Consider the following 24,073-nt stretch of genomic DNA (forward strand, 5'->3'; position numbering starts at 1 on the left):
GCGATGCGGAATGCCAGCTCAGTGGACGTGCCGCTCGGGCGTTGCGCAGTGCGCTGTCCGATCCGGCGCGCCGATTGCCTCCGGAATGCAACGAAGATGCCGTCGAGTTCCGTTCTACCTCCGTACCGGTAGATCTTCGAAGGGTGTCAGATGCGTGTGAAACGACTCCTGGTCGCCGTGGTGGCGGTGGCCGCCGTGCTGGTGTCGGCCGCTCCGGCCGCCGCCATCAGCGGCGGTGAACGGGCCGCGCCCGGTGAGTTCCCGTGGATGGTCCGGCTCCTGCCGGTGGGTTGCGGCGGAACCCTCATCCACCCGCAACTGGTGCTCACCGCCCAGCACTGCGTCGATGAACAGCCCGGCGACAGTTTCACCGTCGTCTCGGGCGCCGTCGACCTCAAGCACCCGCGCCGGACGGTGACCCGATCCACCGCCCACATCGGCGGAACCGAGTGGTGGAATGGACCGGACTGGGCGGTGGTCAAGCTGGAGCGGCCACTGGACCTGCCCGTCCTGCGGCTGGCCACCGAGCCCCGACAGGTGCGGACGCTGACCGTGGCGGGCTGGGGCACGAAGAAGTCAGGCGACCCTCAGGAACGTTTTCTCCACAAGGTGAAGCTGCCGTTCCTGCCGGACGAGCAGTGCTTCGACGATCCCTGGTGGGATGAGCACCCCGAGTACCCGAGGTCGACGATCTGCGCGAAGTCGGTGAAACAGAAGAGTCACTGCGCCGGTGACTCCGGTGGGCCCGCCCTGCACCGTCTCCCCAACGGCATCTGGGAGCAGGTCGGCATCGTGAGCGCCGGTTCGGACTGTGACTGGGACAACGGAGAAGAGCCGACCCCCAACTACACCGACGTCGCCTACTTCAGCCAGAGCATCCAACGCGCCGCCGACCAATTGCTCTCACGCTCCAACTGATCACCACCCGGCAGAGGCAGCCCCACCGGACACGGCGCCGACACTCGCGTCGGCGCCGTGTCCGGATCACATCTGAGACCGAGTACGCACGGGCGCCAGCCAGGGCACGCCACGCCTACCCGTATCGTCCGACGAGCGCGTTGCCGATCGAGGCCAGGTGGCCTCGTACTCCCGGAGGGCCGGTCACCTCGATCCATTCGACCAGCCCGGCCAACTCGCCAGCGAGGGTGTGTTCGTCGTTGCCGCGGATCACGACCTCGATGCGGCCGTCGGGCCTGGAACCTCCCACCTCGAGCCGACTGCCGAATCCGATCCGGAGCACGCCTATCCCTTGCGGCGTACACACTGCCTGCACTTCGAGGGGTGTCCGCCTGCGATCGACCTCGTCGGCGATCGCGCGCCAACTCTCGGCGAGGTCGAAGTCGTCGGGCCGGTGCACCGGGTCGCGGGTCGCAACGGCGGTGGACACGCGGTCGATGCGGAAGGTCCGCCGACCGGCGTCGGTGTTGGCGACGAGATACCAGGAGGGGCCTTTGGCCACGATGCCCAGCGGGTGCACGGTGCGCTCGGTTGCAGTGCCGTCGCGGTCGACGTAGCCGAGCCGGACCTGGACGCCACGGATCACCGCGTCCTGGAGCGCGTCGAGGAAGCGAGGCGGTCGGGGCTCGACCCGGCTCCACCCCCATCGCTGCGGGTCCGTGACGAGCGACGACGCTGCCGCCTCGGCCTGCACCCGGAAGGGTTCCGGCAGAGCTCGGACGAGTTTGCGCAGCGCCGCCTTCACGGCCGGCGTCGCGGACGAAGCCGGGCCGGCGACCAGGAAGAGGGCGCGGGCCTCACCCGCGGTCAACCCGGACAGGTCGGTGCGGGCACCGCCCACGAGGCGCCAGCCGCCGCCCCGGCCCTGCACGGAGTACACCGGAACCCCGGCCACACCCAGGGCGTCGAGGTCGCGGCGGGCGGTGCGCTCGGATACCTCCAACTCCCGGGCTACCTCCGCTGCTGTCACCTGCTCGCGCCGTTGCAGCAGCAGGAGGATGGCCATCAACCGGTCGGCTCGCACCCCGCCGACACTTTCACGAAAACCGGTCAGGAGGTGACCGGTATCGGTCGGCAGGATGCCGGCATGACAAACGGTTTTCCCGAGCCCACCCGCATCGCCGTCAACGGGGTGGAACTCGAAGTCTTCGAAGTCGGCCGGCAGCACGCGGGGAACCCCGTCGTGCTCTGTCACGGCTGGCCGGAGCACGCCTTCTCCTGGCGCCATCAGATGCCCGCCCTGGCGGCAGCGGGCTACCACGTCATCGTCCCGAACCAACGAGGCTACGGAAACTCGTCCCGCCCGACCGACGTCACCGACTACGACATCACCCACCTGTCGGGTGACCTCGTCGCACTGCTCGATCACTACGGATACGCCGACGCCACCTTCGTCGGCCACGACTGGGGTGCCGCCGTCGTCTGGGGCCTGACCCTGTTGCATCCGAAGCGGGTCAACAAGGTGATCAACCTGAGCCTGCCGTACCTCGAGCGAGGGGACAGGCCCTGGATCGAGGCCATGGAGGAGATGCTCGGAGGCGACTTCTACTTCGTCCACTTCAACCGGCAGCCGGGCGTCGCGGACGCCGTCTTCGAGGAGAACACGTTCCAGTTCCTGCGGAACCTGTACCGCAGGGACGTGCCCCTCACGGCGCCGCAGCCGGGCAACGCGATGATCAACCTCGCCAGGAGGAAAACCCCACCCGGCGAGCCCATCATGAGCGACAGCGAACTGGCCGTCTTCGTCTCCGCCTTCGAAGCAACCGGATTCACCGGCAGCGTCAACTGGTATCGAAACCTGGACCGCAACTGGCATCTGCTGGCGGACGTGGACCCGATCATCCGACAACCCACCCTCATGATCTACGGCGACCGCGACACGGTCGCGAGGTCGCAGAGACTGACAGATTTCGTGCCGAACGCCGACGTGGTCAGCCTCGATTGCGGTCACTGGATCCAACAGGAGAGGCCGGACGAGACAAACCAGGTGATCCTCGCGTGGCTGGACCAGCGGGATCCCGCCTAGGGCCTGTGTCGAAGTCCTCGGTCGAGCCGAGGCGGAGTCCAGGCTGCGGTCCGGCAAGGCGGGAATTGGTCCGGATACCGGTGTTGTATCCGGACCAATTCCCAACGCGGCCGGTCGTCGCCTGGGCCCGCCGCAGGCCGGCCAGGGACTTCGACACAGGCCCTAGCGCTTTCGCAGCAGATCCGCTGCTTCAGGTCGCATGAAGGATGTGCGGACCGTCGTCGCTGATCATCCTGCGGGCTGCCCGGGTCGGCGACGACCTGATGGACCCGGCAGCCGGTCAGCGGCGACCGGTGGCCAAGGCGACGAGGTATTGCCCGCCGCCCGCGTCGACACTCGCGGTCACCGGCAACCCGGGCACCAGCCGGGAGAACCGGTCGACCAGCCAGTCCGCCGCCTCCTGGGCATCCTTCCGGCTCGGACAGCGGGCGACCAACTCGCGGCCCCCCTTGCGTTCGAGTCGCTCGGCGACGGCGATGAGCGGTGCGGGCTCCACCACGTGCAGACGGTCCGGCCAGGCGATGACCACCTTGACCGCGCCCTTGCGGGTGTTACAGGCACGATGCGCGAGCCGCTCGGTGACCTTGGCCTTCTTGTCGGCGGTCCGGCTGTCGACGCTGGGACCGCGCGGGTCGTTCACCGACATGTGGGCGTCGACCACCTCGTCGCAGACCCAGCATCGCCAGTTGTCACGCCTCGCGACGTCATCGAGGAGACTCATCCGAGCAACCTAGCCTGCCAGCCCCCGGCGAACGACAGGCCGGGCCACAACGAGCACCGCCGGTCGGGAGATGACGATAGGGGAGAGGCCGAGGCAGCCTGGGCCGACGCGAACGAGATCGAGGCAGTTGACTTCGATGTCATGGCGAAGGCCGAGATGCGCGCGGAAGCTCGGCGTCGGGCGGTGAGAGCGAACGAAACGGTGCGGGCTGCTCCCCGAACGCACTTCCCGTGATCCGAAGACCGACACGGTCCTGGACTTCGGCCTCCCCGAGTCATGGATGCATAAGGTGGCGACAGGCCCGGTGAATCGGCTCAGGTGCCGAGAACGCCGACCGGGGCAGAGGCGCTGGTCGGCAGGGCGATTGGAGATCAGCTCATGTCATTTGTGCGGCGCTTCGACCACGTCGGCATCACCGTCGCGGATCTCGATGTGGCGTGCGCCTTCTTCGTGGCGCTCGGCCTGCAGGTCGAGGGTAGGACGTTCGTGGAGGGCGAATTCTTGGACACGGTCTGCGGCATTCCCGACTCCCGTACCGAGATCGTCATGCTGACGTCGCCCGACGGCGGCGCCCGCGTGGAGCTCTCAAGGTTCGTGCGGCCCGAGCTCGTAACGGGCTCGCCGACCGCCATGGCCAACGAGCTGGGACTGCGCAACGTGGCCTTCGAGGTCGATGACGTGCACGCCGTTGTCGAGTGGGCGGCGAATGAGGGTTACGGACTGGTCGGCGGCATCGGTGAGTACGAGGGAGCGTGGCGGATGGCCTACGTCCGAGGGCCGGAAGGGATCATCGTTTCCCTGGCCGAGCGGCTCGGTCAGTCCTGACACCCTGGACCTGCCGTGACGGGAGCACGGCGGGGGATCCACCCCCACGGTGGCCCTCGAACCCGCAGGCTCCACTGTGATTACATCCCGGCCGTGCCCGTTCCTTCCGTGGCAGGGCGCGATGTCAGCGAAAGCGGTCTGTCTACCGCCGGAGTCTCTCCGGCCAGCGTCGCTGTTGGTCAGTCTCCGGGACCGGTACTCCTCCTCGGGCCTCTCCAACGACCTGCCAGGCGGTTTCGGCGTCTCCAGAACTTCGACGTGGCCTGGGCGCTCTAGCCTGAAAGCATGTCCGGCTTACCAGACTCGATAGAGGACGCCGCGCGGGAGAACGGATTCGGTCGGGTGGAGCGGGCCTTCCGGCCGACCTACTCGCTCAGCGTCACCTCCACCTTGATCTTCCTCGGGTTCGCAGTGATCTTCGGCTTTGCCACGACCGCAGTCACCGCCACGGTCGGGATCGTGGTCATGGGTGGTCTGACCGGTGCGGCCGTGCTGCTCGCCGGGTGGGGCGCGGTGGACACCCGGCGGCTGATCAGGCGCCGGTTCTACCTGTGCGACGGCGGCCTGCTGGCCGCCGAGGACCACACCCGACTCACTCACGTGATCGCCTGGAACGACATCGCCGAGGTCTGGCGTTACCACCTTCGCATGTACAGCGAGAGCGGCGCGACGACGATGCACCGCTGTCGGTTGCGGCTCGCCGACGGCACCAGGATCAACCTGGAGAAGCCGCCGCTGGTCGACGGTGAGGACCTTGGCGAGCAGGTGGAGCGCCGTTCGGCCTCGGCCCGCCTCCCGCAGGTGCTCGCCGAACTGGAGTCGGCTGGACGTGTGGAGTTCGGGCCGCTCACGGTGACCCCGGACGGGATCGCCTCGGCCGGCGGGTATGCGTCCTTCTCCGACATCGCCGTGGTACGACTGCGTCGGGTTCGGCTCAAGATCTGGATCCGCGGCGCCGAGAAGCCAGTTTCGGTCCAGGTCCGCCGGGTGCCGAACCTGTGGGTGCTGTTGTTGCTCCTCGAACGCAACGGTCTACCGGCCGAGATTGATCGGTAACGGACAGCCGAGCACACGCGTCGGGGAAGCAGTGCGACAGGCATCCGGAACCCGCCCGAGCACGGGCGACCCTCACTGACGCGCTGCCGCGACAACGACGATCCTCTGCGGTCGCATTCGATCAGTCCAGCGCGACCTCTGGGCCGTCGCCCGGGGGGCAACAAGACCAACAAGTCCCTTCTCAATCGATCTGCATGGATGACAGGAAGGGCGTTGCCCGGGACGGAAACGGTCAGCAACCTGTGCATGACCGAACCCCGAGCAGAAGGAGCGTGACCGTGACCTCCACCCACTCGCCGACCGGTACGGAGTGACGATGCGACGCAAGCTGCTGAGTGTGTTCACCGCGCTGGCGCTCGCCGGTGGCGTGGTAGCGGTACCGGCGAAACCAGCCAGCGCTGCCGTCGACTTGGCGACCATCATCAAGGTCTACGGGTACGTGCAGAAGGCGTACGGGTACTGGAAGTCCCTGCAAGGATTCCTCAACAGCGGCGGCAGCAGTGGCCTGTCGCTGGAGCAGGCGACCCAGGCGATCATCAGCGAGATCCAGACGTCCCGCAACGAGATCGTCTCCCACATGACCTCTATCGCGACGGCAGACGTGCGGGCCTGCGCCGTCCATCACGTCATCGAGTTCGCCGACATCGAGAGGTTCAACGACCAGATCCTGCAGCAGTGGGCGCAGGACGCCACCTCATGCGTCACCCGCATCTCCACCCTCTACACCTCCCTGCCGGCCAACAGCTACGCCGCCTGGAACGACCTCGGTGCCGCGTTGGGTGTGGTCGGACCGATCGCCCTCATCGCCCGGACGCGGGCAGGCTTCGGCACCGCCGGCCTGACCGACCTCCTCGTGCAGGCGTTCCAACGGGTGGCCGCCACCTTCCCCGTGAGCTGCGGGATCGTGCCAGAAGGCTTCAACTACAGCGACGAACAGTGGCCGACCTACCCGATCTACATCTCGACCGTTTATACATGCACTTCCGCCGGCTTTTTCCAGATCCCCTACGCCGGTGTCAGCTGGTGGGGATACGCCTGGTGGCAGATCCACGTCTACCTCGACCAGAACTGCCGATGCGCCTCCTCGCATCCGGACTACAGCAACATCGACGGTCAGAACCTGATCGCGGCGACCGAGGCGAAGACGGCCCGGGGAATCGCCCTGGACGCGCTGGCGAAACTACGCAGTCCGTGACACCGCTGGCCCGGCCCCCTGGGTGATGCCGTCGCGGCGGCCCACCGGGTGAGCGAGGACGGGTGACCGGCGCCAAGCCGGTCACCCCACCACGGTGGCGCACCAGAACAACCCTCAATGGCTGCTCGACCTGACGTGTAGCGACCGTGACGAAGCGCTGCCGGCAGTGTCGGTGCCCCTCGTCCTGTACAACACGGTCGCGGCGGCGGACTGCTCCGGCGGTCCCGGCAGTGGCACTGCGCCACGACATGCCGTAACCGGGTCACCGCCTGCGAAACAGCCCCTGGCTCCGCATGCCGGTCAGGCTGCGGGTCGGCGCGTCCCGATAGCCCAGCCGGACCGTGCGTTGACTGGCGGCGATGAATCGACAGCCTGCCTGACGCCGCCCGGAGACGGCAATGGCGCAACCACGACGACCGCGGTGTGCACCGGGATTCTGGCAGCAGCAGCAGCCGCACGCTGGCGAGTCCTGTAGGCAATGGCGATGCCGAGATCGGGCATGGCCCGCAGTCTGGCCGATGGGTGTGGCGGCAGCGGCTCGGCTGGACGTTGATCTGCTGCCGGTACGGATTGGTGCCAGGTTGATCTGCATGAGGAGGAAGGGGCGTCAGGCGGGGGCGACCTCGCCTTGGGTCAGCTTGAGGTTCGGGAACTCGTATCGTTCCCGCATGGCGGCGGCCAGGTCCGCGGTCGGTTGGTCGACCATGACCATGACGCCGGATCCGTCGGCGCGGGGTGCCACGGACGCGACGGCCACTCCTTCGGTTTGCCAGTACGGGATGTCCTTCTTGATGCTGTCCGACACCTCGTTGAGCACGGTGCGTGGATGCTGCGCGTCGGCGAAGGCCAACTGGATTTCCGGGTGTCGAAGGCGCAGACCGGTGTCGAGTTCGTCCACTCGTGGCACTGGCACGCGGTGGATCACCAGCGCCGCTCCATCGGCGCTCATTCCTGAGTACGAGTTGGTGAGATAGGTGCGTTCGGCGTCCCGGCTCAGCAGATCTCGCGGTGTGTCACCAGAAGCCGTGGAGGGCGTCGTCAGGAGTTCCCGGGTTTGGGCCGGGTTTGGCCCCGCCGGCTGTCCAAGATCGTTGGCTTCGGATCCGGCGCACCCGGCTGTCGCCGCCAGGAAGCTGGCTGCTGCGACCAAGCCGATTCGTTGCAGACGCATGGCAAGAATCAGCATAGCTGCGGACCTGCCGTCCGTGCGGCCGACGGTGAGGTCATCGGGTCAGCTGGTGGCGATGGGGTGTGGTGGCGGTCGACATCGTCATCCCGTGATTGTCCGACGGTGACGCTCGACCGGCGGGCGTGGCGACGCACAGCTCGATCCAGCTCCAGTGGACGGTATGGTCACCCTAGCTGGATACTCATCTAGCTTGTATATTGAGCGTCATGCGATCTACTTCGCGTCCCGCGCTCCGAGAACCGTCGTATTTCGTCCTTGCTGCCCTGCTCGGTGGCCCGCTCCACGGTTATGCCGTGATCAAGCGGGTGACCGAGCTGTCCGACGAGCGGGTGACACTCGCTGCCGGCTCGCTGTATTCGGTGATCGACCGGCTGCTCGGCGAGGGACTCATCACCGCCGATGGTGAAGAGATCGTCAACGGGCGTGCCCGTCGCTACTACCGGCTCACCGACGAGGGTTACCACGTACTCGCCGAGGAAGCCGACCGGCTCGCCCGCGCCGCCCGGGTGGTCATGGACCGCCTGCCGCAAGGGGGTTCCCCCCAGGGGAGCGCCCGACCTTCTATCGGGAGGATCAGACCAGCATGAGTTCTGATGTTCTGGAGAAGCGCTACCGCGTGCTGCTGCGGGCGTACCCGGCCAGCTACCGCCGCGAACGTGCCGACGAGCTGATCGACACGTTGATCGGTGACGAACCGACCACCCGCCGCTGGCCCAGCGTCCGGGAGGCGGCCTCGCTAATCCGGGGCGCCCTCCGGGTACACGGCGGCAGCACCGCGGCGCGACCCACCGCCGTCCTGCTCTGGCAGGGCATCCATCTGGCCGCGATGGCGCTGCTGGCGCTGGGTGTGCTCATCGGCCTGGACGACATCGTCGAGGCGTTCCAGTTCGGCGGACTCTCGGACCCTCTGGCCGTCCTGCGGAATCAGGGCATCCACACGATCATGGTGGGCGCGGCCCTGGTGGCGCTCGTCGCGGGACGTACCCGCACCGCTGCCGTCCTGGTGGTGGCTGCGGCGGTGGTGCCGACCGCGATCTCCCAGTACCTGTTCCTCAACTCCCTGCCACAGTGGTGGGCGCCGGTTCTCGCCACGCCTCTGATCGTGGTGGGCCTGCGGCGTCCGGCGGACGTGCCGCCAGCACCCCGGGTCAACGCCGTTCTGGTCACCGCCGGGATCCTCGCCCTGCACCTGATCTCCGCCGGAGGCTTGCGCAGGGTCGACACGAGCGCACAGATCGTTGCCGCCGGCATGGTGATAGCCGGTGCGGCCGCCTTCCTGTGGGTGGCGACGGCCGACCAGCGCCTGTTGATCGCCGCCGCTCCCACCCTCCTGCTGGGCACGCTCCATCAACTGGGCAACGCCGGGCCGTCGGGGGAACTCCTGTACCGGCCGGACGCCCTGCCGTCCCTGGTCGTCGCGGTCCTCATGGCGATCGGCGCGGTCGTGTCGACCAGGTTGCGGCAGCGCACCCGCGCCTGACCGATCCCCGGGCGGTCCGGCCTCGGCCGGACCGCCCGGGCTGGTAGGCAATACCCTGACCATGAGCACAGTGTTCTCCGGCGCGTCACCGCGCGGGCTCGACCGGTCCGCGCTCGCTGTTCGACTTGAGAGGCACGTCTATGCCCGAAACACCGGAACCCGTCACATATCTCATCGTGGACGGGGAGAACATCGATGCCACGCTCGGCAACAGTGTTCTGGAACGCCGGCCGGCCCCCGCCGAGCGACCCCGGTGGGAGCGTCTGCGGGAGTTCGCGCGGGACACGTGGCAGCGGCCGGTGAAGGGACTGTTCTTCCTCAACGCCTCGGGTGGCGGTCTGCCGATGCCCTTCGTCCGGGCTCTCCTGAGCATGGAGTACCGGCCCATCCCGCTCGCGGGGTCGCCGGATCAGAAGGTGGTGGATATCGGCATCCAGCGGACGTTGGAGGCCATCGCCCGGCGCTCGGGCAATGTCATGCTGGCAAGCCATGACGGCGACTTCCTACCGCAGGTCGGCGAACTCCTGCAACGTGATCATCAGGTCGCGATCGTCGGATTCAAGGAGTTCCTCAACGCCGGCTTCGCCGACCTGCCGGGCCTGCAGATATTCGACATCGAAGAGGACGCGGGCTGCTTCACGAACGTGCTTCCGCGGGTGCGCATCATCGACCTCGAAAGCTTCGATCCCGAGCGCTTCCTGTAGGCCGGACCGCATCCACGGACCGGCCGCAGGGGCGGCCGGCGCCGTACCCCTGGCTCGGTAGGTGCTGTCGATCTTCACCGGTAGGGTGCCGCTGTCGACGAGCCTGTCCAGATCACGCAGGTCCTGTCCGCTGGGACGCATGGACAGGAACCGGTAGGTGAAGTCTCCGGCGCGTGCGCGCCGCCGGGGCACGAGTGTGGCGAGCCACAGGGCCGTCTCGAGGGCTGCGGCACGCCAGGCGGGCATCGGGTAGTCGTGCCGGATCGATCCGGGCGTCGGGATCGGGGTGATCGTCACGAACCGGCCGCCAGGGGACACCAACTCCAGCAATGCGGTCATCTGAGGACCGCCGACGAGGTCGAAGATCCTGCTGAACCGCGCATGGGCGGCGCCGACGCGTCGGGATCGGTAGTCGATGACCTCGGCGGCGCCGAGGTTACGCAGGAGCGGTTCGGACGCGGCGGAGGCGGTGGTCACGACGTGGGCGCCGGCCTGGGCGGCGAGTGCGGTCGCGAACATGCCCACCATGGTGGAGCCACCGGTGATGAGTAGCCTGTCGTCGGCCTGGACCACGAGGGCGTCGCGGATGGCCTGGAGGGCGGTGGTGCCGGCCAGCGGGACGGCCGCAGCGGCGGTGAAGTCGAGTGTGCGCGGCATCGGTGCGACCAGGTCTGCTTCGATGGCGACCTTCTCTGCCAGTGCACCGAGGCGTGCCTTGTTGGTGCGGCCGAAGACGGCGTCGCCGACGGCGAGGCTCGTCGCTCGGGAGCCGATGGCCGAAATGAAGGTCTCCAGATCGGGTCGATGTCTGTCTGGTCGGGGCAGACGACGTGCCGTCCAGGCGGGGTCGGGCGGGCACCGGATCGGCGGCGTGCCGGGCGGCTCCACGATCTGACCATCTGCTGACGGCGGACGTGACGACGCTGCTGACCTCGGACAGACCGCCCGGCGATCCGTTGTGCAGCCGCTGCGTGCGTCCACTGTCCTCACCCTTCGATGCCGGCCATGTCGGCCGCGGCGTGTCGATCGCCGGAGGCCGGGGTCAGGTTGTTCAGGCGGGCGATCTGGCCGGCGGTGAGGCGGATGCCGTCGGCGGCGCAGTTCTCCTCAAGTCGGTCGACGCGCCTGGTGCCCGGAATGGGCGCGATGCCCTCACCCTGCGCGAGTAGCCAGGCCAGCGCGATCTGCGCGGGCGTGGCACCCACCTCGCCGGCGACGTCGCGGACCTCCTCGACGATACGCAGGTTGCGGGTGAGGTTGTCGCCGGTGAACCGGGGGTTGGTGCGCCGCCAGTCGGTGGCGTCCAGGCCGTCGAGGGAGCGGATGTCGCCGGTGAGGAAGCCGTGTCCGAGCGGCGAGTAGGGCACGAGGCCGATGCCGAGTTCCCGCAGCGTGCTCAGCACGGCGCCGTCGGGGTCGCGGGTCCACAGCGAGTACTCCGTCTGGACGGCGGCCACCGGATGCACCGTGTGGGCCCGGCGGATCGTCGTCGCCGACGCCTCGGACAGGCCGATGTGGCGCACCTTGCCCGCGACCACCAGTTCGCGCAACGCTCCTACCGTGTCTTCGATGGGGGTGCCGCGGTCGACCCGGTGCTGGTAATAGAGGTCGATGTGATCGGTGCCGAGCCGTCGTAGGGAGCCCTCCACGGCCATGCGGATGTTGGCGGGGGTGCTGTCCGTTCCCGGTCTGCCGGTGTGCGAGACGAGGCCGAACTTGGTGGCCAGGACGACCTCGTCGCGGCGGCCCCTGATCGCGCGACCCACCAGTTCCTCGTTGGTGTACGGCCCGTACACCTCGGCGGTGTCCAGATGGGTGGCGCCGAGGTCCAGAGCACGCCGGATCGTCCGGATCGACTCGGCTTCGTCGCGGCCGGCTCCGGTGTAGTAGGCCGACATTCCCATGGCCCCGAGGCCGATGCGCGAGACGTCGAGTCCGCCCAGTGAGGTGGTGTGCATTACGTGGTCCTTCCCGGTCGATCCACCGGCGCCACCCGGCTAACTTGACGCTTCAAGTTCTACCTGCCTGAACTTGAAGCGTCAACAACTGACGCGTAGGGTGCCCTCATGACCAGGGAAGGGGCAGCGGCGAGGTCCACCGGAACCCGGTGGCTGAGTGACGACGAGCGGGCGGCATGGCTGGCCAACTCGGCGATCATGATCAGCCTGCCGGCTGCCCTGGACGCGCGGATGCAACGCGAGTCTGAGCTGACGTTCTTCGAGTACATCGTGCTCTCGGTGCTGTCCGAGGAGCCGGAGCGCACGATGCGGATGAGTCGTCTGGCAGCGCGGGCAGCGGCATCGCTGTCCCGCCTGTCGCACGTCGTCGGTCGGCTGGAGAAACGCGGACTGATCGCGCGCTCACGGATCCCCGGCGCGGGCAGAGCCACCAACGCGACCCTCACCGAGGCCGGCCACCAGGTTGTCGTGGCCGCGGCGCCGGGACATATCACGGCGGTCCGCGAGTACCTGATCGACCAGCTCGAACCCTGCGACCTGGCGGCCTTGAGCCGCATCGGGACTGCGGTCGAGGCCGCCATCAACCGCGCCACTGCCCCGTCCGGGACATCCGCGCCATAGCCGCGAGGGGCCGGATGCGCTGACCGGCGTAGAGAGGTCCGCGCCGGTCAGCGCCGACCGGTCAGGTGGCGGTGGGGAAGTGGAAGTCCGGGCGGGCCGTCGGGGTGGTGCCCGGCCACCTGGAGGTGACGACCTTGCCACGGGTGTAGAACGCCACGCCCTCCTGGCCGTGGATGTGGGTGTCGCCGAAGAGTGACGCCTTCCAGCCGCCGAAGGAGTGGTAGGCCATCGGCACCGGCAGCGGCACGTTCACCCCGACCATGCCGACCGAGACGGTACGCACGAAACGGCGGGCCGCCGCTCCTGCGGAGGTGAACAGGGCGGTGCCGTTGCCGTACGGGTTGGCGTTGATGATCCTGATCGCCTCGTCCAGGCTCTCGGCCCGCAACACCACCAGCACCGGTCCGAAGATCTCCTGCTGGTACGCCTCCATGTCGGGGGTCACCCGGTCCAGCAGGCACGGGCCGACGAAGTATCCGTTGTCGTGGCCGTCCACCCGCAGGTCCCGGCCGTCGACGACCACTGTGGCCCCGGCCTTCTGCGCACCGTCGACGGAGGTGATGACGCGGTCGCGCGCCTCGTCGGTGACCACCGGACCCATCTGGGACGACACCTGGTCGCCGGGGCCCACCACGATGTCCGTGGCCTCCCGCCTGAGCAGGTCGACCAGTTCGTCACCGGCGGCGCCGACCGCGACCACGGCCGAGATCGCCATGCACCGTTGCCCGGCCGACCCGTACGCCGCCGAGGTGATCTGCCGTGCCGCCTCGGCCAGGTCGGCGTCGGGCAGCACCACGGCGTGGTTCTTCGCTCCGCCCAGCGCCTGCACCCGTTTGCCGGAGGCGGCGGCGCGTTGGTGCACGTGCCGGGCGACCGGGGTGGAGCCGACGAACGACACCGCCGCGACGTCCGGGTGGTCGAGCAGCGCGTCGACCGCCTCCTTACCGCCGTGCACCACGTTGAACACGCCGTCGGGCAGGCCCGCGTCGGCGTAGAGCTGCGCGACGAGGTTCGACGCGGACGGGTCGCGTTCGCTGGGCTTGAGGACGAAGGTGTTGCCGCAGGCGATGGCGATGGGATGCATCCACATCGGCACCATCACCGGGAAGTTGAACGGGGTGATGCCGGCGCAGACCCCGAGCGGCGCGCGCAGGGAGTACGAGTCGACACCGGTGGAGACCTGGTCGGAGTAGGCGCCCTTGAGCAGCTGCGGGATGCCGCAGGCGAACTCGACGACCTCCCGGCCCCGGATCACCTCGCCGCGGGCGTCCTCGACGGTCTTGCCGTGTTCGGCGGTGACCAGCCTCGCCAACTCGTCCTCGTGCCGTTCGACCAGGTCACGGAAGCGGAAGAGGACCTTGGCGCGCTGGGACAGGGACACGTCGCCCCACGACTCGAAGGCCCGGGTGGCCGCCGCGACGGCCTGGTCGATCTCGGGCTGGGCGCCGATCGCGACCTGTGCCTGGGGCTCGCCGGTCGCGGGCTGGTACACGGTCGCGTACCCGCTGCCGGCGACGGACGCCCCAGCGATCCAATGTTCGATGCTGCGCACCCTCGTCTCCTTCGTCGATCCACGGTTGCGTCGATGTGCGGTGGGTCCGGCTAGAGCCACCTGGTGCCGATTCCCCGCAGGTCGGGGGTGCTGAAGGAGTACACGAGCTCCATGCCGTCGGCACTGCCGGTCTCGATGGCGTGGGCGACGCCGGCGGGGATGTACATCGCGGTGCCCGGTCCCGCCTCGAACTCCTCGTCGGCCAGCGTGAACCGGGCCGTCCCGGAGAGCACGTAGTAGAACTCGGCGGAGTCGGCGTGCAGGTGCAGCGGGTGGGCCATCCCGGGTTCCATGCGGTAGACGCCGGTGAGGAACTCGCACTCCGGATCGCCGGTGGTGTCCCGGTCGACGAGACGGTGCACCAGTCCCTCGTCGTCCGGGTTGTGGTTGAGGGCGGAGATCAGTTCGTACTCCAGCTCGTCGCGGCGCACGACGAACGGCGGGCGCGGCGTCCCCGGTGCGCTGCGGCGGTGGCCCTCGTGGGGTAACCGGGTCACCGTTCGGCGTCCACGCTGGTGGCGCCGAGGGGGATCTGCGGGCTGGTGAGTGGTCCGTGGTGCTTGGAGAGGCAGATGGCCTCCCAGCCGGTGACCACGCCGTGGATGACGCCCGGCGCCCAGCACAGGTACTCACCGGCGTGGTACACGTGCTCCGGGTCGGTGGCGCACCAGCCGCCGAGGAAGAAGATCTCCTCGGTGCTGTGGTGGAACTCCAGGGCGGTCTTGGCGAACCTCCGGGGCAGGACGAACAGGATGGTGTCCTTGCCGCTCTCCTCGACCTTGCGCAGCCGGATGCACTGGGTGGGGACCTCGAGGTCGCCGTGGCTGCTGGTGTCGGTGACCCCCGCGAACGCCTCCCGCACCGGCTGCCAGTTGGCCTGGTCGAAGATGTCGACGGTCTCGCCCAGCGGTGTCGACGGTGCCGGTGGTGCGTCCGTGCGGACCTCGAAGGGGGAGTCGGTCCAGAAGATCAACGTGGCGCCGTGCTCCGACGAGATCGGGCCGAGTTCGGTGCCCGAGGGCAGGAAGAGGTAGTGCCCGGGGCGGCACTGGCGCCCGGCGATGGTCAGGTCGCCGTCGCGGACCAGCAGTTCGAGGTCGGCGCCGTTCCAGTGCGCCGGCATGTGCCAGCCGGGCGGGACGTCGACGACCAGCGTCTGCGCTCCGGTCTCCGGGTCGGCGTTGATCTCGCGGGTGAGAAGTCCGAAGGGCAGACCCGCTGCCCGCCACACGCGGTGCGGCACCTGATCGATGATGACCCGTCGCTTACCGGCATGAGTCACGGTGACCTCCTTCACGTTGAGGCGGATTGTATGTAATCCGTGGGAGGGCGTCTAGGTCCGCGAGTGGCACTCGCGCTGGCTTCGCAGCTAGTAGCTCTGGGCTCAGTGCGGCGCTAGGGTGTCGCAAAGTCCGTGTATGCAAAGCCTGGCAGGGGTGCACGTGCTCCGGTGCGTGCGGGCGTCTGCCGTGCTGACCGTCGGGTGCCCGCTCCTGACTGATCGGGGTGGCCCCGATCTGGCTGAACGAGGCCTTGACAGCCGGCAACCTGTATACAAACATCGCATCCTGTGATCCGCTTCACCAAGTCAAGTACGCCTGATAAAGCAACCTTGCACACAATGTGGAGGTGTCGGCATGGGAACGACTTCCGTTCGGATGCGCGCCGTGGCGGCGCTCGCCGTGACGAGCCTGGTAGTCGCGGGCTGTAGTGGAAACGACGGCGACGACACGGACGCCGGCAGCAGCCAGGCGTTGACCGTCGCCGCGCCCGGCGTGGTCTCCAGCCTCGATTCCGAGCGCTACCAGGGCTTCATCTCGATCGACCTGCTACCCAACATCTCCGGAACGCTCGTGCGCTTCACCAAGCCCGAGGCCGGCGCGACGACCCTCCAGACCCCGGACCAGATCGAGCCCGAGCTCGCCGAATCCTGGGAGCTCAGCGACGACCGCAAGCAGATGACCTTCACCCTCCGCGACGCCAAGAGCCAGTTCGGCAACGCCCTCACCGCCGAGGACGTGAAGTGGTCCGTGGACCGCATGGTCAACAGCGAGGGCGTACCGATCGCCAAGATCCTCATGGGCATCGGCGGCTGGGACATCGAGAACCCGGTCACCGTCACCGACGACCGGACCGTCACGATCAACGTCGCTCAGCCGAACGCGGTCAGCGTCTCGATCCTGAGCACCTTCTTCATGACGATCTACGACTCGGTCGAGGCCAAGAAGCACGCCACCGGCGACGACCCGTACGCCTACAAGTGGCTGGGCGAGAACACCGCCACCTTCGGCCCGTACGAGGTGCGCTCGTTCGACCCGGGCAAGGAAGTCCGGCTCACCGCCAACAAGAACTACTTCCGGGGTACGCCCACGGTGACCGACGTGGTAGTGCGTGCCGTCGCCGACACCTCCAACCGGCTCCAGCTGGCTCAGAGCGGGCAGGTCGACGTCGCCAGCGCGCTCACCTTCGACCAGCTCTCCTCGCTGGAGAACAGCGACGGCGTCCGGCTCGAACGGGTGCTCTACCCCAACATCGACGTGCTGGTGCCGAACCTCAAGGCCGAGCCCTTCGACGACAAGCGGGTCCGCGAGGCCATCTCCTACGCCGTCGACCGCACGGCGATCGTCGACTCCGCGTACCAGGGGTACTCCACGGCGTCGAGCGACTTCATCCACGACGACTTCGGCGCCCCGGCGGCGGCGCAGCCCTTCACCCACAACATCGACCGGGCCAAGCAACTGCTGGCCGAGGCCGGCCTGCCCAACGGCTTCCCGATGGAGCTGGCCTACAACGCGGCCAACGTCGGCGCACACAGCGAACAGGTGGCCGTCCTGCTGCGGTCGCAACTGGCCAAGGTCGGCATCGAGGTCAAACTGAACAACGTCGCCTCCGGCGCCGACTTCGACGCCGCCAAGCGCGAGGGCAAGCTGCAGAGCTGGTTGGCCACGAGCACCCCGCTGGTGCCCGACCCCGCCTACTACCTGCAGGTCTTCTACTCCACCGGCGGCCTGACCAACCTGCAGAACTACAGCTCCACGACCGTCGACGGGCTGTCCCGGCAGATCCTCGAGACCCAGCCCGGCCCCGAGCGGGAGGCGTTGGTCAAGCAGGTCAACGACTTCATGGTGGGGGACATGCCGGCCATCCCGCTGGTCGACTCCCAGAAGTTCTACGCCTTCCGCGACGGTGTGACGGGCTTCGTCAGCTACTCCCAGGGCCACGTCAACTACTACGACATCTCCGTCTCCTGACCCGGCCGGCGTCCCCGGTGCACACGCCGGGGACGCCGACCGGCGGGGCCCACACCCGGTCCCCGTCGGGCCGACGACGACGTTCCGAGACAGCTGACGTTCCCGAGAAAGCAGGTCGTTGATGTACCGACTTGGAGTCGACGTCGGTGGCACGTTCACGGACGTCCTTCTGATCGAAGAGGCGACCGGCAGGACCCGCCGCACGAAGGTGCCCTCCACGCCGCAGGACCAGTCCGTCGGCGTCGTCGAGGGCGTGACCCGGGTCCTCGCCGACGCCACCGCCCGCGCGGCCGACATCCGTCAGTTCCTGCACGGCACGACCGTGGCCACCAACGCCGTCCTGGAACGCCGGGGCGCCCGGGTCGGCCTGATCGTGACCGTCGGCTACCGGCAGGTCCTGCACATCGCCCGGTCGTTCGTGCCCGGCGGACTCGGCGGCTGGATCGTCTGGGACCGACCCGCCGAACTGGTCGCACTGGAGGACGTCCGCGAGGTCCGGGGCCGCCTGGACGCCCGGGGCACCGAGATCGACCCGCTGGACGAGTCGGCCGTGCGGGCCGCCGTCCGCGACCTTGTCGACCGGGGTGTGGACGCCCTGGCCATCGGCTTCGTCAACTCCTACGCCAACCCCGCCCACGAACAGCGGGCCGCCGAGATCGCCGCCTCCGAGGCACCCGACGTACCGGTCTCCACCTCCGCCGGCGTCCTGCCCGAGCTGGGCGAGTACGAGCGGACCCTGACCACCGTCGCCAACGCCTACGTCCGGCCCGGCGTCGGCGCCTACCTGCGCAACCTCAGCAGCAAACTGGTCGCCGAAGGACTGGTCGGCGACCGCCGGGTGCTGCGCTCCGACGGCGGACTGATGACCTTCGAACGGGCCGAGGACATCCCGGTCAGCCTGCTGATGAGCGGACCGGCCGGCGGCGTCGCCGCAGCGGTGGCCCTCGGACCGGCCGCCGGTTTCCGGGACCTGCTCACCCTCGACATGGGCGGCACCTCCACCGACGTCGCCCTGATCGAGGACGGCACCCCGGTCATCCGCCGCGAGACGACCGTGGCCGACCTCGCCGTCCGATCACCCTCGATCGACGTACAGACCGTCGGCGCCGGCGGCGGCTCCATCGCCCACGTGCCCGAACTGACCGGCGCGCTCCGGGTCGGCCCGGCCAGCGCCGGCGCCCTGCCCGGACCGGCCACCTACGGTCGCGGCGGCGTCCTGCCCACGGTCACCGACGCCAACGTCGTGCTGGGCTACCTGCCGCACGCGCTGCTCGGCGGCGCGATGCCCCTCGACGTGGAGAAGGCCCGCACCGCCGTCGGCACCGTGGCGACCAGGCTCGGCGTGACGGTGGAGGCCGCCGCCGCCGCGATCATCGACATCGTCAACGAGAACATGCTCGGCGCCCTGCGACTGGTCTCGGTGCAGCGCGGCTACGACCCGAGACGCTTCGCCCTGTTCGGCTTCGGCGGTGCGGGCCCCCTGCACGCCAATGCCCTGGCCAAACTCCTCGGCTCGTGGCCGGTGGTGATCCCGCAGTCCCCGGGGGTGCTCTGCGCCTACGGAGACGCCTCCACCGGTGTGCGCGCCGAGGCGAACAAGTCACTGGTCCGCCCCCTCGACGACCTCGACGAGACGCACCTGCGGCGCGAGTTCACCGACCTGGCCGCCCAGATCGACACCGAGTTCGACCGGGCCGAGGTGCCCGCCGAGGCCCGGACGGTCCGCTTCGAGGCCGACGTGCGCTATCACGGGCAGGGCTTCGAGGTCCCCGTCGGCGTCCCGGCGTCCGGCCAGGAGCCGCTGATCCCCACGCTGCGCGACGGTTTCGACGAGGCCCACCGACGCCTGTTCGGCTTCGCCCTCGACGAGCAGCACGAGATCGTCAACATCCGCGCGGTGGGGGTCTCCGACGCCGAACGGATCAGACCCGTCGAGATCGAGTCGGGCGACCACGACGCCTCCCGCGCGGTCATCGGCCGCCAACGCGTGTACGTCGACGGCGGCTGGCAGGAAGCGGCCCTCTACGACCGCACCGCCCTGCGTGCCGGCGACGAACTGCGCGGGCCCGCGATCGTGGTCGAGATGGATTCCACCAGCCTGGTCCTGCCGGGCTGCGTCGCGCGCGTCGACAGGCTGGGCAACCTGCTCATCCTGCCCGCCGAGGAGAAAGGGCTCCGATGAGTGCCGTCATCGTCGAGACGACCCGGCCCCAGCGTCCGGTCGAGGTCGAGACCGCTGTGCTCGACATCGTCGAGAACGCACTGCGTAACGCCCGTTTCGAGATGGACGCGGTCGTCCTGCGCACCGCGATGTCCCCGGGCATCCGCGAACAGAACGACGCCTTCCCGCTGATCGCCGACCGCAAGGGTCGGATGGTCGCCGGACAGTTCGGCTCCTTCATCGACGGCTTCCTCTCCGGCTACGACGGCACGGTGGAGGAGGGCGACGTCTTCTTCACCTCCGACCCGTACGCCTGTGACGGCGCGATCAGCCACGCCAACGACTGGCTGGTGCTGCTGCCGATCTATGCCGACGGGACGTTGGTCGGCTGGGCGGCGATGTTCGGCCACATGAGCGACGTCGGCGGCAAGGTGCCGGGAAGCCTCCCGACCGACGCGGTGTCGATCTTTGAAGAGGGCGTCATCGTCCCGCCGGTGAAACTGGTCCGGGGCGGAACGCTCGACCAGCAGCTGCTGGACACCGTCCTGAACCAGGTGCGCCTGCCGAACTGGAACCGGGCCGACCTCAACGCGGTGCTGGCGTCCTGCCGGACCGCCGAGACCCGGGTCCGGGAACTGTGCGAGCGCTTCGGCCTGGACACCTACCTCTCGACGCTGGACCTGCTGCTGGAACGCAACCGGCAGGCCATGGCGAAGCTGTTCCGGCAGGTCGTGCCCGAACAGCCGGTCACCTTCGAGGACTACATCGACGACGACGGGCGCGGCAGCGGACCGTTCCGCATCCGGTGCACCCTCTGGCGCGACGGCGACCGGGTGGTACTCGACTTCACCGGCACCAGCGACCAGGCCGAGGGCTCGATCAACTTCCTGTTGAACGAGAACGTGCTGCGGATGTTCTTCGGCGTGTACACCATCATGGCCGTCGACCCGTTGATCATGTTCAACGACGGGTTCTATCCACTGGTCGACGTCCGCATCCCCGAGGGCAGCCTGCTCAAGCCCCGACGACCGGCGGCACTGTCCTGCCGGACGCACGCCCTGGGCCGCCTCTTCGACGTCCTGGCCGGGCTGCTCGGCCAGTGCCAGCCGGACTTCCTCTGCGCGGCCGGCTTCTCGTCCAGCCCGCACCTGATGTACTCCGGCCTGGACCGCTCCGGCACCTGGTTCCAGCTCTACCAGATCGGCTTCGGCGGGGTACCCGCCCGACCGATCGGCGACGGCTTCGACGGCCACTCGATGTGGCCCTCGTTCACCAACGTGCCGAACGAGTACCTGGAGGCGTACTACCCGCTGCGCATCGAGTCCTACGAGTCGATCCCGGACTCCGGCGGCGCCGGCCGCCACCGCGGCGGCAACGGCATCCGGGTGGGCTACCGGTTCCTCGAACCGGGCGAGGTCTCCATCCACGACGACCGGTGGTTCACCAAACCCTGGGGTGTGCTGGGCGGTGAGCCGGGCCAGCGCGGCACGAAGATCCTGGAACGGGCCGACGGATCGCAGCAGACCGTGCCGGCCAAGTGCGACCACGTCGGCGTACGCCCCGGCGACCTGCTGCACTTCGTCACGTGGGGTGGCGGCGGCTGGGGCGACCCGCTGGAGCGCGACCCGGAGCAGGTGCGCCACGACGTCGAACGGGGACTGGTCACCGTCGAGGGCGCCCGCCGCTACGGGGTGGTCCTGGTCGGCGACCGCGTCGACGAGGACCAGACCCGCCGACTCCGCGCCGAGATCGCCGTGAACCGTGCGGAGCTGCCCCGCTTCCACCGCGGCGGCACGGTCGAGGAACTGCGGGCCCGCTGCCGGACCGAGACCGGCCTGGAACCGCCCCGCGAACCGGCACCCAGCCGCGCATCCGCGCAGCCCACCGGCGGCACCGGGCCCGGCGGCACGCCGTCGGCGGCACCGGGCGGCGCACGGTCCACCGGAACGCGTCCGCAGACGACCCCCCGCACCCCGCTGGAGGTGCTCGTGCACCGCATCGCCCGGCAGGTGACCGGGCGATGAACGAGCACCCCCGCCACACCCGCAAGGCCCTGAACAGCGGCGGACACCCGTCCGCCGACGAACTACCGGAGGAGAACTGTCATGGCTGACCTGCAGATGTCCGCGCTCGGAATGATCGAGACCCGCGGCCTGGTCGCGGCGATCGAGGCTGCCGACGCGATGGTCAAGGCCGCCACCGTCGTGCTGGTGGGCACCGAGTACGTCGGCGGTGGCCTGGTCACCGTGGTCGTGCGCGGTGACGTCGGCGCGGTCAAGGCCGCCACGGACGCCGGGGCGGCCAGCGCCTCCCGGCTCGGTGAGGTCGTCTCCGTGCACGTCATCCCGCGCCCGCACGGCGAGGTCGAGGCGATCCTGCCGACCGGGGCCACCCGGGGCGGAACCAAGGCCTGAACAGGGCGCCGCGTGCTCGTCGAAGGAGTTGATACATGAGTCGGGTATGGACTGCGGTCGATATCGAAGACGTCGCCCGGTCGACCGGGCCGCGCGAAATCCTTCTGGGCGCGCGTGACCTGATCTCGCCGCACGCGGAGGACCTCGCCCGCAACCTGGGCATCGACGTCCGCAGAGCAGGACAGGACGCGCCACCGCCGACGCCCGCGCCACCGGCACCGACCGGTTCCGGCGGCACGGGCGCCGGGTGCGGCGACGCCGACGACTGCTCGTGCGGCTGCACCAGCGCCGAGGAAGAGGCGGAACGGACCATCCGTACCGTCGCCGCCGCCGTGCTGTCGGCGAACCCGGACGCCGACGCCTCGACGGTGGCCAACGAGACGCTCAAGGCGCTGGGTGCGTTCGGCGGACCGGGAGTGGGCCGCCCCGACCAGGCACAACCGCTGCCCGGGCAGTCGCTGCCCAAGAAGGCGAAGGGCGCCCGCCCGCAGTTCTTCGCCGAACCGGGCATGGAGGCCCTCGTCTCGACCGTGGTCACCCTCTCCTCCGAGGTGTGGGTGCTGCGGGAACGGTTGACGACCCTGGAACAGATCCTCGCCGACCGGCGGGTGGTCGAGCGCGGCGCCGTGGACGCCTACCCGGTCTCCGACGCCGACGCGCAGGCCCGCGAAACCGAGGCGGCGGCGTTCGTCGCCCGGGTGCTGCGGGTCTTCTACGAGTGGCGCGAGGAGATCGTGCGGGAGGAGACCCCGGAGTCCTACCGGGAGGTCATCCGGCAGGCCTTCGCACAGGTGGGGGAGGGGAAATGACGCAGCAGGAGCACGGTGTCCTGCCCCGCGAGAACCACGACGAACTCGCACGCGAGAACTTCGTCCGGGCACTGAAGTCGCACATCTCCACCGAGGTGACCCCCGGGGTCCGGGAGCTGTACGCCCACCGCGTCGCCCCCCGCTACCAACAGGAGATGGGCGTCGCACCCCGGGACCGGGAGGCGGTCCGCCGCGCCATGGAACCGGAGCCGTACTACCAGCTCTGGAGTTCCGTGCGCCGGGCGAGCCAGGACCTGCTCTGGAACGTGGTGGCCGACAGCATCGCCCGGCAGTGGGACGACCTGGCCGCCCGCGCGCAGCGGGCGGAACGGGGGCTCGGCTCCCTCGACCTGGATCCCGCCTTCGAACTGCCCTGGTACTTCTGGGGCATCGACATCCACGCCATGCCCGGCGGCTACCGGGGTGAGTACGTGGCGGACGACCTCACCGCCGGAGCCCTCTACGACCGGGGCGTCTACGTCTACGCCATGGGCCAGATGGGTGCCCTCAACGACGACTACGGCCAGTCCGTGGTCAACAACTACCTCAAGCAGTCCCACCGGGACTTCCGCCCGAAGCGGATCCTGGAGATCGGCTGCGGGGTGGGCAACTCGACGCTGCCCTACGTCGACGCCTACCCGAACGCCGAGGTGCACGGCATCGACGTCGGCGCGGCCCTGCTGCGCTATGGCCACGCCCGCGCCGAGTCACTCGGCCGCAAGGTGCACTTCTCGCAGCAGAACGCCGAGGCGACCTCGTTCCCGGACGGGCACTTCGACCTGATCGTCTCGCACATCGTGCTGCACGAGGTGCCGCCGGACGCGGTACGCGCCATCCTGCGCGAGTGCCACCGGCTACTCGCCCCCGGGGGCATGATGATCCACGCGGACTTCCCCGGCTACGCCGGACTCGACCCGCTGGTGCAGTTCCTCATCGACTGGGACACCTGGAACAACAACGAGCCGTTCTGGGGCCCGATGCGGGACATGGATCTCCTCCAGGCCGCCCGGGACGCCGGATTCACCGGCGACTGCTCGGAGCTGTCCTGCAAACGCGAGTGCGTCGAGGAGGTCAGCACGCCGACCGGTCGCGTCCTGCAGAGCGGCGAACGTCGGCGCAGTGGCACCCTCTCGCTGCTCGTGGGTCGGCGCTGA

The 24,073-nt window shown here is 69.1% G+C and carries 22 protein-coding genes and 1 pseudogene; 15 read left to right on the forward strand and 8 right to left on the reverse strand.

Annotated features, from left to right (window positions below; translation table 11 throughout):
• The first annotated feature begins 150 nt into the window (after window positions 1-150).
• Window positions 151-918 carry a trypsin-like serine protease gene (locus HUT12_RS12360; RefSeq protein WP_176093451.1) on the forward strand — a complete coding sequence of 256 codons (768 nt, stop codon included), beginning with the start codon at window positions 151-153 and terminating at the stop codon, window positions 916-918.
• A gap of 115 nt (window positions 919-1,033) precedes the next feature.
• Here the strand turns inward: HUT12_RS12360 and HUT12_RS12365 are convergent, their stop codons facing one another.
• A complete protein-coding gene (locus tag HUT12_RS12365; RefSeq protein ID WP_254876792.1) occupies window positions 1,034-1,963 on the reverse strand; it encodes a YafY family protein in 930 nt (309 codons plus the stop codon).
• Between HUT12_RS12365 and HUT12_RS12370 the strand changes: the two genes are divergently transcribed.
• Entirely contained in the window at window positions 1,940-2,983 is a 1,044-nt protein-coding gene (locus HUT12_RS12370) for an alpha/beta hydrolase (protein ID WP_254876793.1), read from the forward strand. The two genes, HUT12_RS12365 and HUT12_RS12370, sit on opposite strands and share 24 nt — an antisense overlap.
• Window positions 2,984-3,263: 280 nt before the next feature.
• On the opposite strand, the gene HUT12_RS12375 is transcribed toward HUT12_RS12370, so the two are convergent.
• Entirely contained in the window at window positions 3,264-3,704 is a 441-nt protein-coding gene (locus HUT12_RS12375) for a hypothetical protein (protein WP_131051489.1), read from the reverse strand.
• A gap of 378 nt (window positions 3,705-4,082) precedes the next feature.
• Between HUT12_RS12375 and HUT12_RS12380 the strand changes: the two genes are divergently transcribed.
• The 3 genes from HUT12_RS12380 to HUT12_RS12390 all read left to right on the forward strand — a co-directional run bounded on the left by HUT12_RS12380 (window position 4,083) and on the right by HUT12_RS12390 (window position 6,780).
• The gene (locus HUT12_RS12380; protein WP_176093453.1) at window positions 4,083-4,529 is read left to right on the forward strand and encodes a VOC family protein; all 447 of its coding nucleotides are present in this window, start codon (window positions 4,083-4,085) and stop codon (window positions 4,527-4,529) included.
• Window positions 4,530-4,814: 285 nt separating this feature from the next.
• The gene (locus HUT12_RS12385) at window positions 4,815-5,585 is read left to right on the forward strand and encodes a DUF6585 family protein (RefSeq protein WP_176093454.1); all 771 of its coding nucleotides are present in this window, start codon (window positions 4,815-4,817) and stop codon (window positions 5,583-5,585) included.
• A gap of 316 nt (window positions 5,586-5,901) precedes the next feature.
• Window positions 5,902-6,780, forward strand: a complete 879-nt coding sequence (locus HUT12_RS12390) for a hypothetical protein (protein ID WP_176093455.1) — start codon at window positions 5,902-5,904, stop codon at window positions 6,778-6,780.
• Window positions 6,781-7,387: 607 nt separating this feature from the next.
• On the opposite strand, the gene HUT12_RS12395 is transcribed toward HUT12_RS12390, so the two are convergent.
• The gene (locus HUT12_RS12395) at window positions 7,388-7,966 is read right to left on the reverse strand and encodes a hypothetical protein (protein WP_254876794.1); all 579 of its coding nucleotides are present in this window, start codon (window positions 7,964-7,966) and stop codon (window positions 7,388-7,390) included.
• A gap of 209 nt (window positions 7,967-8,175) precedes the next feature.
• Between HUT12_RS12395 and HUT12_RS12400 the strand changes: the two genes are divergently transcribed.
• From HUT12_RS12400 to HUT12_RS12410, 3 genes are all read left to right on the forward strand, one after another.
• Window positions 8,176-8,556 carry a PadR family transcriptional regulator gene (locus HUT12_RS12400; protein WP_131051486.1) on the forward strand — a complete coding sequence of 127 codons (381 nt, stop codon included), beginning with the start codon at window positions 8,176-8,178 and terminating at the stop codon, window positions 8,554-8,556.
• Entirely contained in the window at window positions 8,553-9,449 is an 897-nt protein-coding gene (locus HUT12_RS12405; RefSeq protein ID WP_176093456.1) for a hypothetical protein, read from the forward strand. The genes HUT12_RS12400 and HUT12_RS12405 overlap by 4 nt, the downstream gene beginning before the upstream one ends.
• A gap of 176 nt (window positions 9,450-9,625) precedes the next feature.
• Complete coding sequence (locus HUT12_RS12410) at window positions 9,626-10,153, forward strand: nuclease (RefSeq protein ID WP_236145570.1); 528 nt, start codon at window positions 9,626-9,628, stop codon at window positions 10,151-10,153.
• A gap of 51 nt (window positions 10,154-10,204) precedes the next feature.
• Here HUT12_RS12410 and HUT12_RS32795 read toward each other — a convergent pair.
• A pseudogene (locus HUT12_RS32795) lies at window positions 10,205-10,810 on the reverse strand (zinc-binding dehydrogenase); the annotation flags it as partial.
• A gap of 329 nt (window positions 10,811-11,139) precedes the next feature.
• Window positions 11,140-12,111: an aldo/keto reductase gene (locus HUT12_RS12415; protein ID WP_176093457.1), complete on the reverse strand. Its 972-nt coding sequence runs from the start codon at window positions 12,109-12,111 to the stop codon at window positions 11,140-11,142.
• Between the two features lie 108 nt (window positions 12,112-12,219).
• Between HUT12_RS12415 and HUT12_RS12420 the strand changes: the two genes are divergently transcribed.
• The gene (locus tag HUT12_RS12420) at window positions 12,220-12,732 is read left to right on the forward strand and encodes a MarR family winged helix-turn-helix transcriptional regulator (RefSeq protein ID WP_176093458.1); all 513 of its coding nucleotides are present in this window, start codon (window positions 12,220-12,222) and stop codon (window positions 12,730-12,732) included.
• Between the two features lie 61 nt (window positions 12,733-12,793).
• Here HUT12_RS12420 and HUT12_RS12425 read toward each other — a convergent pair whose 3' ends face one another.
• Genes HUT12_RS12425 through HUT12_RS12435 form a run of 3 tightly spaced genes read right to left on the reverse strand, consistent with a single transcriptional unit; the run spans window position 12,794 to window position 15,566 of the window.
• Window positions 12,794-14,284, reverse strand: a complete 1,491-nt coding sequence (locus tag HUT12_RS12425) for a CoA-acylating methylmalonate-semialdehyde dehydrogenase (protein WP_176093459.1) — start codon at window positions 14,282-14,284, stop codon at window positions 12,794-12,796.
• A 50-nt stretch (window positions 14,285-14,334) separates the two neighbouring features.
• Window positions 14,335-14,781 carry a dimethylsulfonioproprionate lyase family protein gene (locus tag HUT12_RS12430; RefSeq protein WP_131051478.1) on the reverse strand — a complete coding sequence of 149 codons (447 nt, stop codon included), beginning with the start codon at window positions 14,779-14,781 and terminating at the stop codon, window positions 14,335-14,337.
• Window positions 14,778-15,566, reverse strand: a complete 789-nt coding sequence (locus HUT12_RS12435; RefSeq protein WP_131051477.1) for a hypothetical protein — start codon at window positions 15,564-15,566, stop codon at window positions 14,778-14,780. The genes HUT12_RS12430 and HUT12_RS12435 overlap by 4 nt, the downstream gene beginning before the upstream one ends.
• Window positions 15,567-15,921: 355 nt before the next feature.
• On the opposite strand from HUT12_RS12435, the gene HUT12_RS12440 reads away from it, so the two are divergent.
• From HUT12_RS12440 to HUT12_RS12465, 6 genes are all read left to right on the forward strand, one after another.
• Window positions 15,922-17,535, forward strand: coding sequence for an ABC transporter substrate-binding protein (locus tag HUT12_RS12440; RefSeq protein ID WP_131051476.1), 1,614 nt, complete (start codon window positions 15,922-15,924; stop codon window positions 17,533-17,535).
• 121 nt (window positions 17,536-17,656) lie between these two features.
• A complete protein-coding gene (locus HUT12_RS12445; protein ID WP_201272280.1) occupies window positions 17,657-19,717 on the forward strand; it encodes a hydantoinase/oxoprolinase family protein in 2,061 nt (686 codons plus the stop codon).
• On the forward strand, window positions 19,714-21,720 hold the full coding sequence (locus HUT12_RS12450) for a hydantoinase B/oxoprolinase family protein (protein WP_176093460.1): 2,007 nt from the start codon (window positions 19,714-19,716) through the stop codon (window positions 21,718-21,720). Before HUT12_RS12445 ends, HUT12_RS12450 begins: the two co-directional genes overlap by 4 nt.
• 90 nt (window positions 21,721-21,810) lie before the next feature.
• Window positions 21,811-22,110, forward strand: a complete 300-nt coding sequence (gene eutM, locus HUT12_RS12455) for an ethanolamine utilization microcompartment protein EutM (protein WP_117230296.1) — start codon at window positions 21,811-21,813, stop codon at window positions 22,108-22,110.
• A 35-nt stretch (window positions 22,111-22,145) separates the two neighbouring features.
• On the forward strand, window positions 22,146-22,919 hold the full coding sequence (locus tag HUT12_RS12460) for a hypothetical protein (RefSeq protein WP_176093462.1): 774 nt from the start codon (window positions 22,146-22,148) through the stop codon (window positions 22,917-22,919).
• Window positions 22,916-24,073, forward strand: a complete 1,158-nt coding sequence (locus HUT12_RS12465) for a class I SAM-dependent methyltransferase (RefSeq protein ID WP_131052473.1) — start codon at window positions 22,916-22,918, stop codon at window positions 24,071-24,073. Before HUT12_RS12460 ends, HUT12_RS12465 begins: the two co-directional genes overlap by 4 nt.

It is taken from the genome of Verrucosispora sp. NA02020 (assembly GCF_013364215.1).
Classification (GTDB): domain Bacteria; phylum Actinomycetota; class Actinomycetes; order Mycobacteriales; family Micromonosporaceae; genus Micromonospora.

Excerpts from the sequence above, each read along its gene's own strand:
- HUT12_RS12360 (WP_176093451.1), top strand. The coding sequence starts at position 151 with ATGCGTGTGAAACGACTCCTGGTCGCCGTGGTGGCGGTGGCCGCCGTG.
- HUT12_RS12365 (WP_254876792.1), bottom strand. The coding sequence starts at position 1,963 with ATGGCCATCCTCCTGCTGCTGCAACGGCGCGAGCAGGTGACAGCAGCG.
- HUT12_RS12375 (WP_131051489.1), bottom strand. The coding sequence starts at position 3,704 with ATGAGTCTCCTCGATGACGTCGCGAGGCGTGACAACTGGCGATGCTGG.
- HUT12_RS12380 (WP_176093453.1), top strand. The coding sequence starts at position 4,083 with ATGTCATTTGTGCGGCGCTTCGACCACGTCGGCATCACCGTCGCGGAT.
- HUT12_RS12385 (WP_176093454.1), top strand. The coding sequence starts at position 4,815 with ATGTCCGGCTTACCAGACTCGATAGAGGACGCCGCGCGGGAGAACGGA.
- HUT12_RS12390 (WP_176093455.1), top strand. The coding sequence starts at position 5,902 with ATGCGACGCAAGCTGCTGAGTGTGTTCACCGCGCTGGCGCTCGCCGGT.
- HUT12_RS12395 (WP_254876794.1), bottom strand. The coding sequence starts at position 7,966 with ATGCTGATTCTTGCCATGCGTCTGCAACGAATCGGCTTGGTCGCAGCA.
- HUT12_RS12400 (WP_131051486.1), top strand. The coding sequence starts at position 8,176 with ATGCGATCTACTTCGCGTCCCGCGCTCCGAGAACCGTCGTATTTCGTC.
- HUT12_RS12405 (WP_176093456.1), top strand. The coding sequence starts at position 8,553 with ATGAGTTCTGATGTTCTGGAGAAGCGCTACCGCGTGCTGCTGCGGGCG.
- HUT12_RS12415 (WP_176093457.1), bottom strand. The coding sequence starts at position 12,111 with ATGCACACCACCTCACTGGGCGGACTCGACGTCTCGCGCATCGGCCTC.
- HUT12_RS12420 (WP_176093458.1), top strand. The coding sequence starts at position 12,220 with ATGACCAGGGAAGGGGCAGCGGCGAGGTCCACCGGAACCCGGTGGCTG.
- HUT12_RS12440 (WP_131051476.1), top strand. The coding sequence starts at position 15,922 with ATGGGAACGACTTCCGTTCGGATGCGCGCCGTGGCGGCGCTCGCCGTG.
- HUT12_RS12445 (WP_201272280.1), top strand. The coding sequence starts at position 17,657 with ATGTACCGACTTGGAGTCGACGTCGGTGGCACGTTCACGGACGTCCTT.
- HUT12_RS12450 (WP_176093460.1), top strand. The coding sequence starts at position 19,714 with ATGAGTGCCGTCATCGTCGAGACGACCCGGCCCCAGCGTCCGGTCGAG.
- HUT12_RS12460 (WP_176093462.1), top strand. The coding sequence starts at position 22,146 with ATGAGTCGGGTATGGACTGCGGTCGATATCGAAGACGTCGCCCGGTCG.
- HUT12_RS12465 (WP_131052473.1), top strand. The coding sequence starts at position 22,916 with ATGACGCAGCAGGAGCACGGTGTCCTGCCCCGCGAGAACCACGACGAA.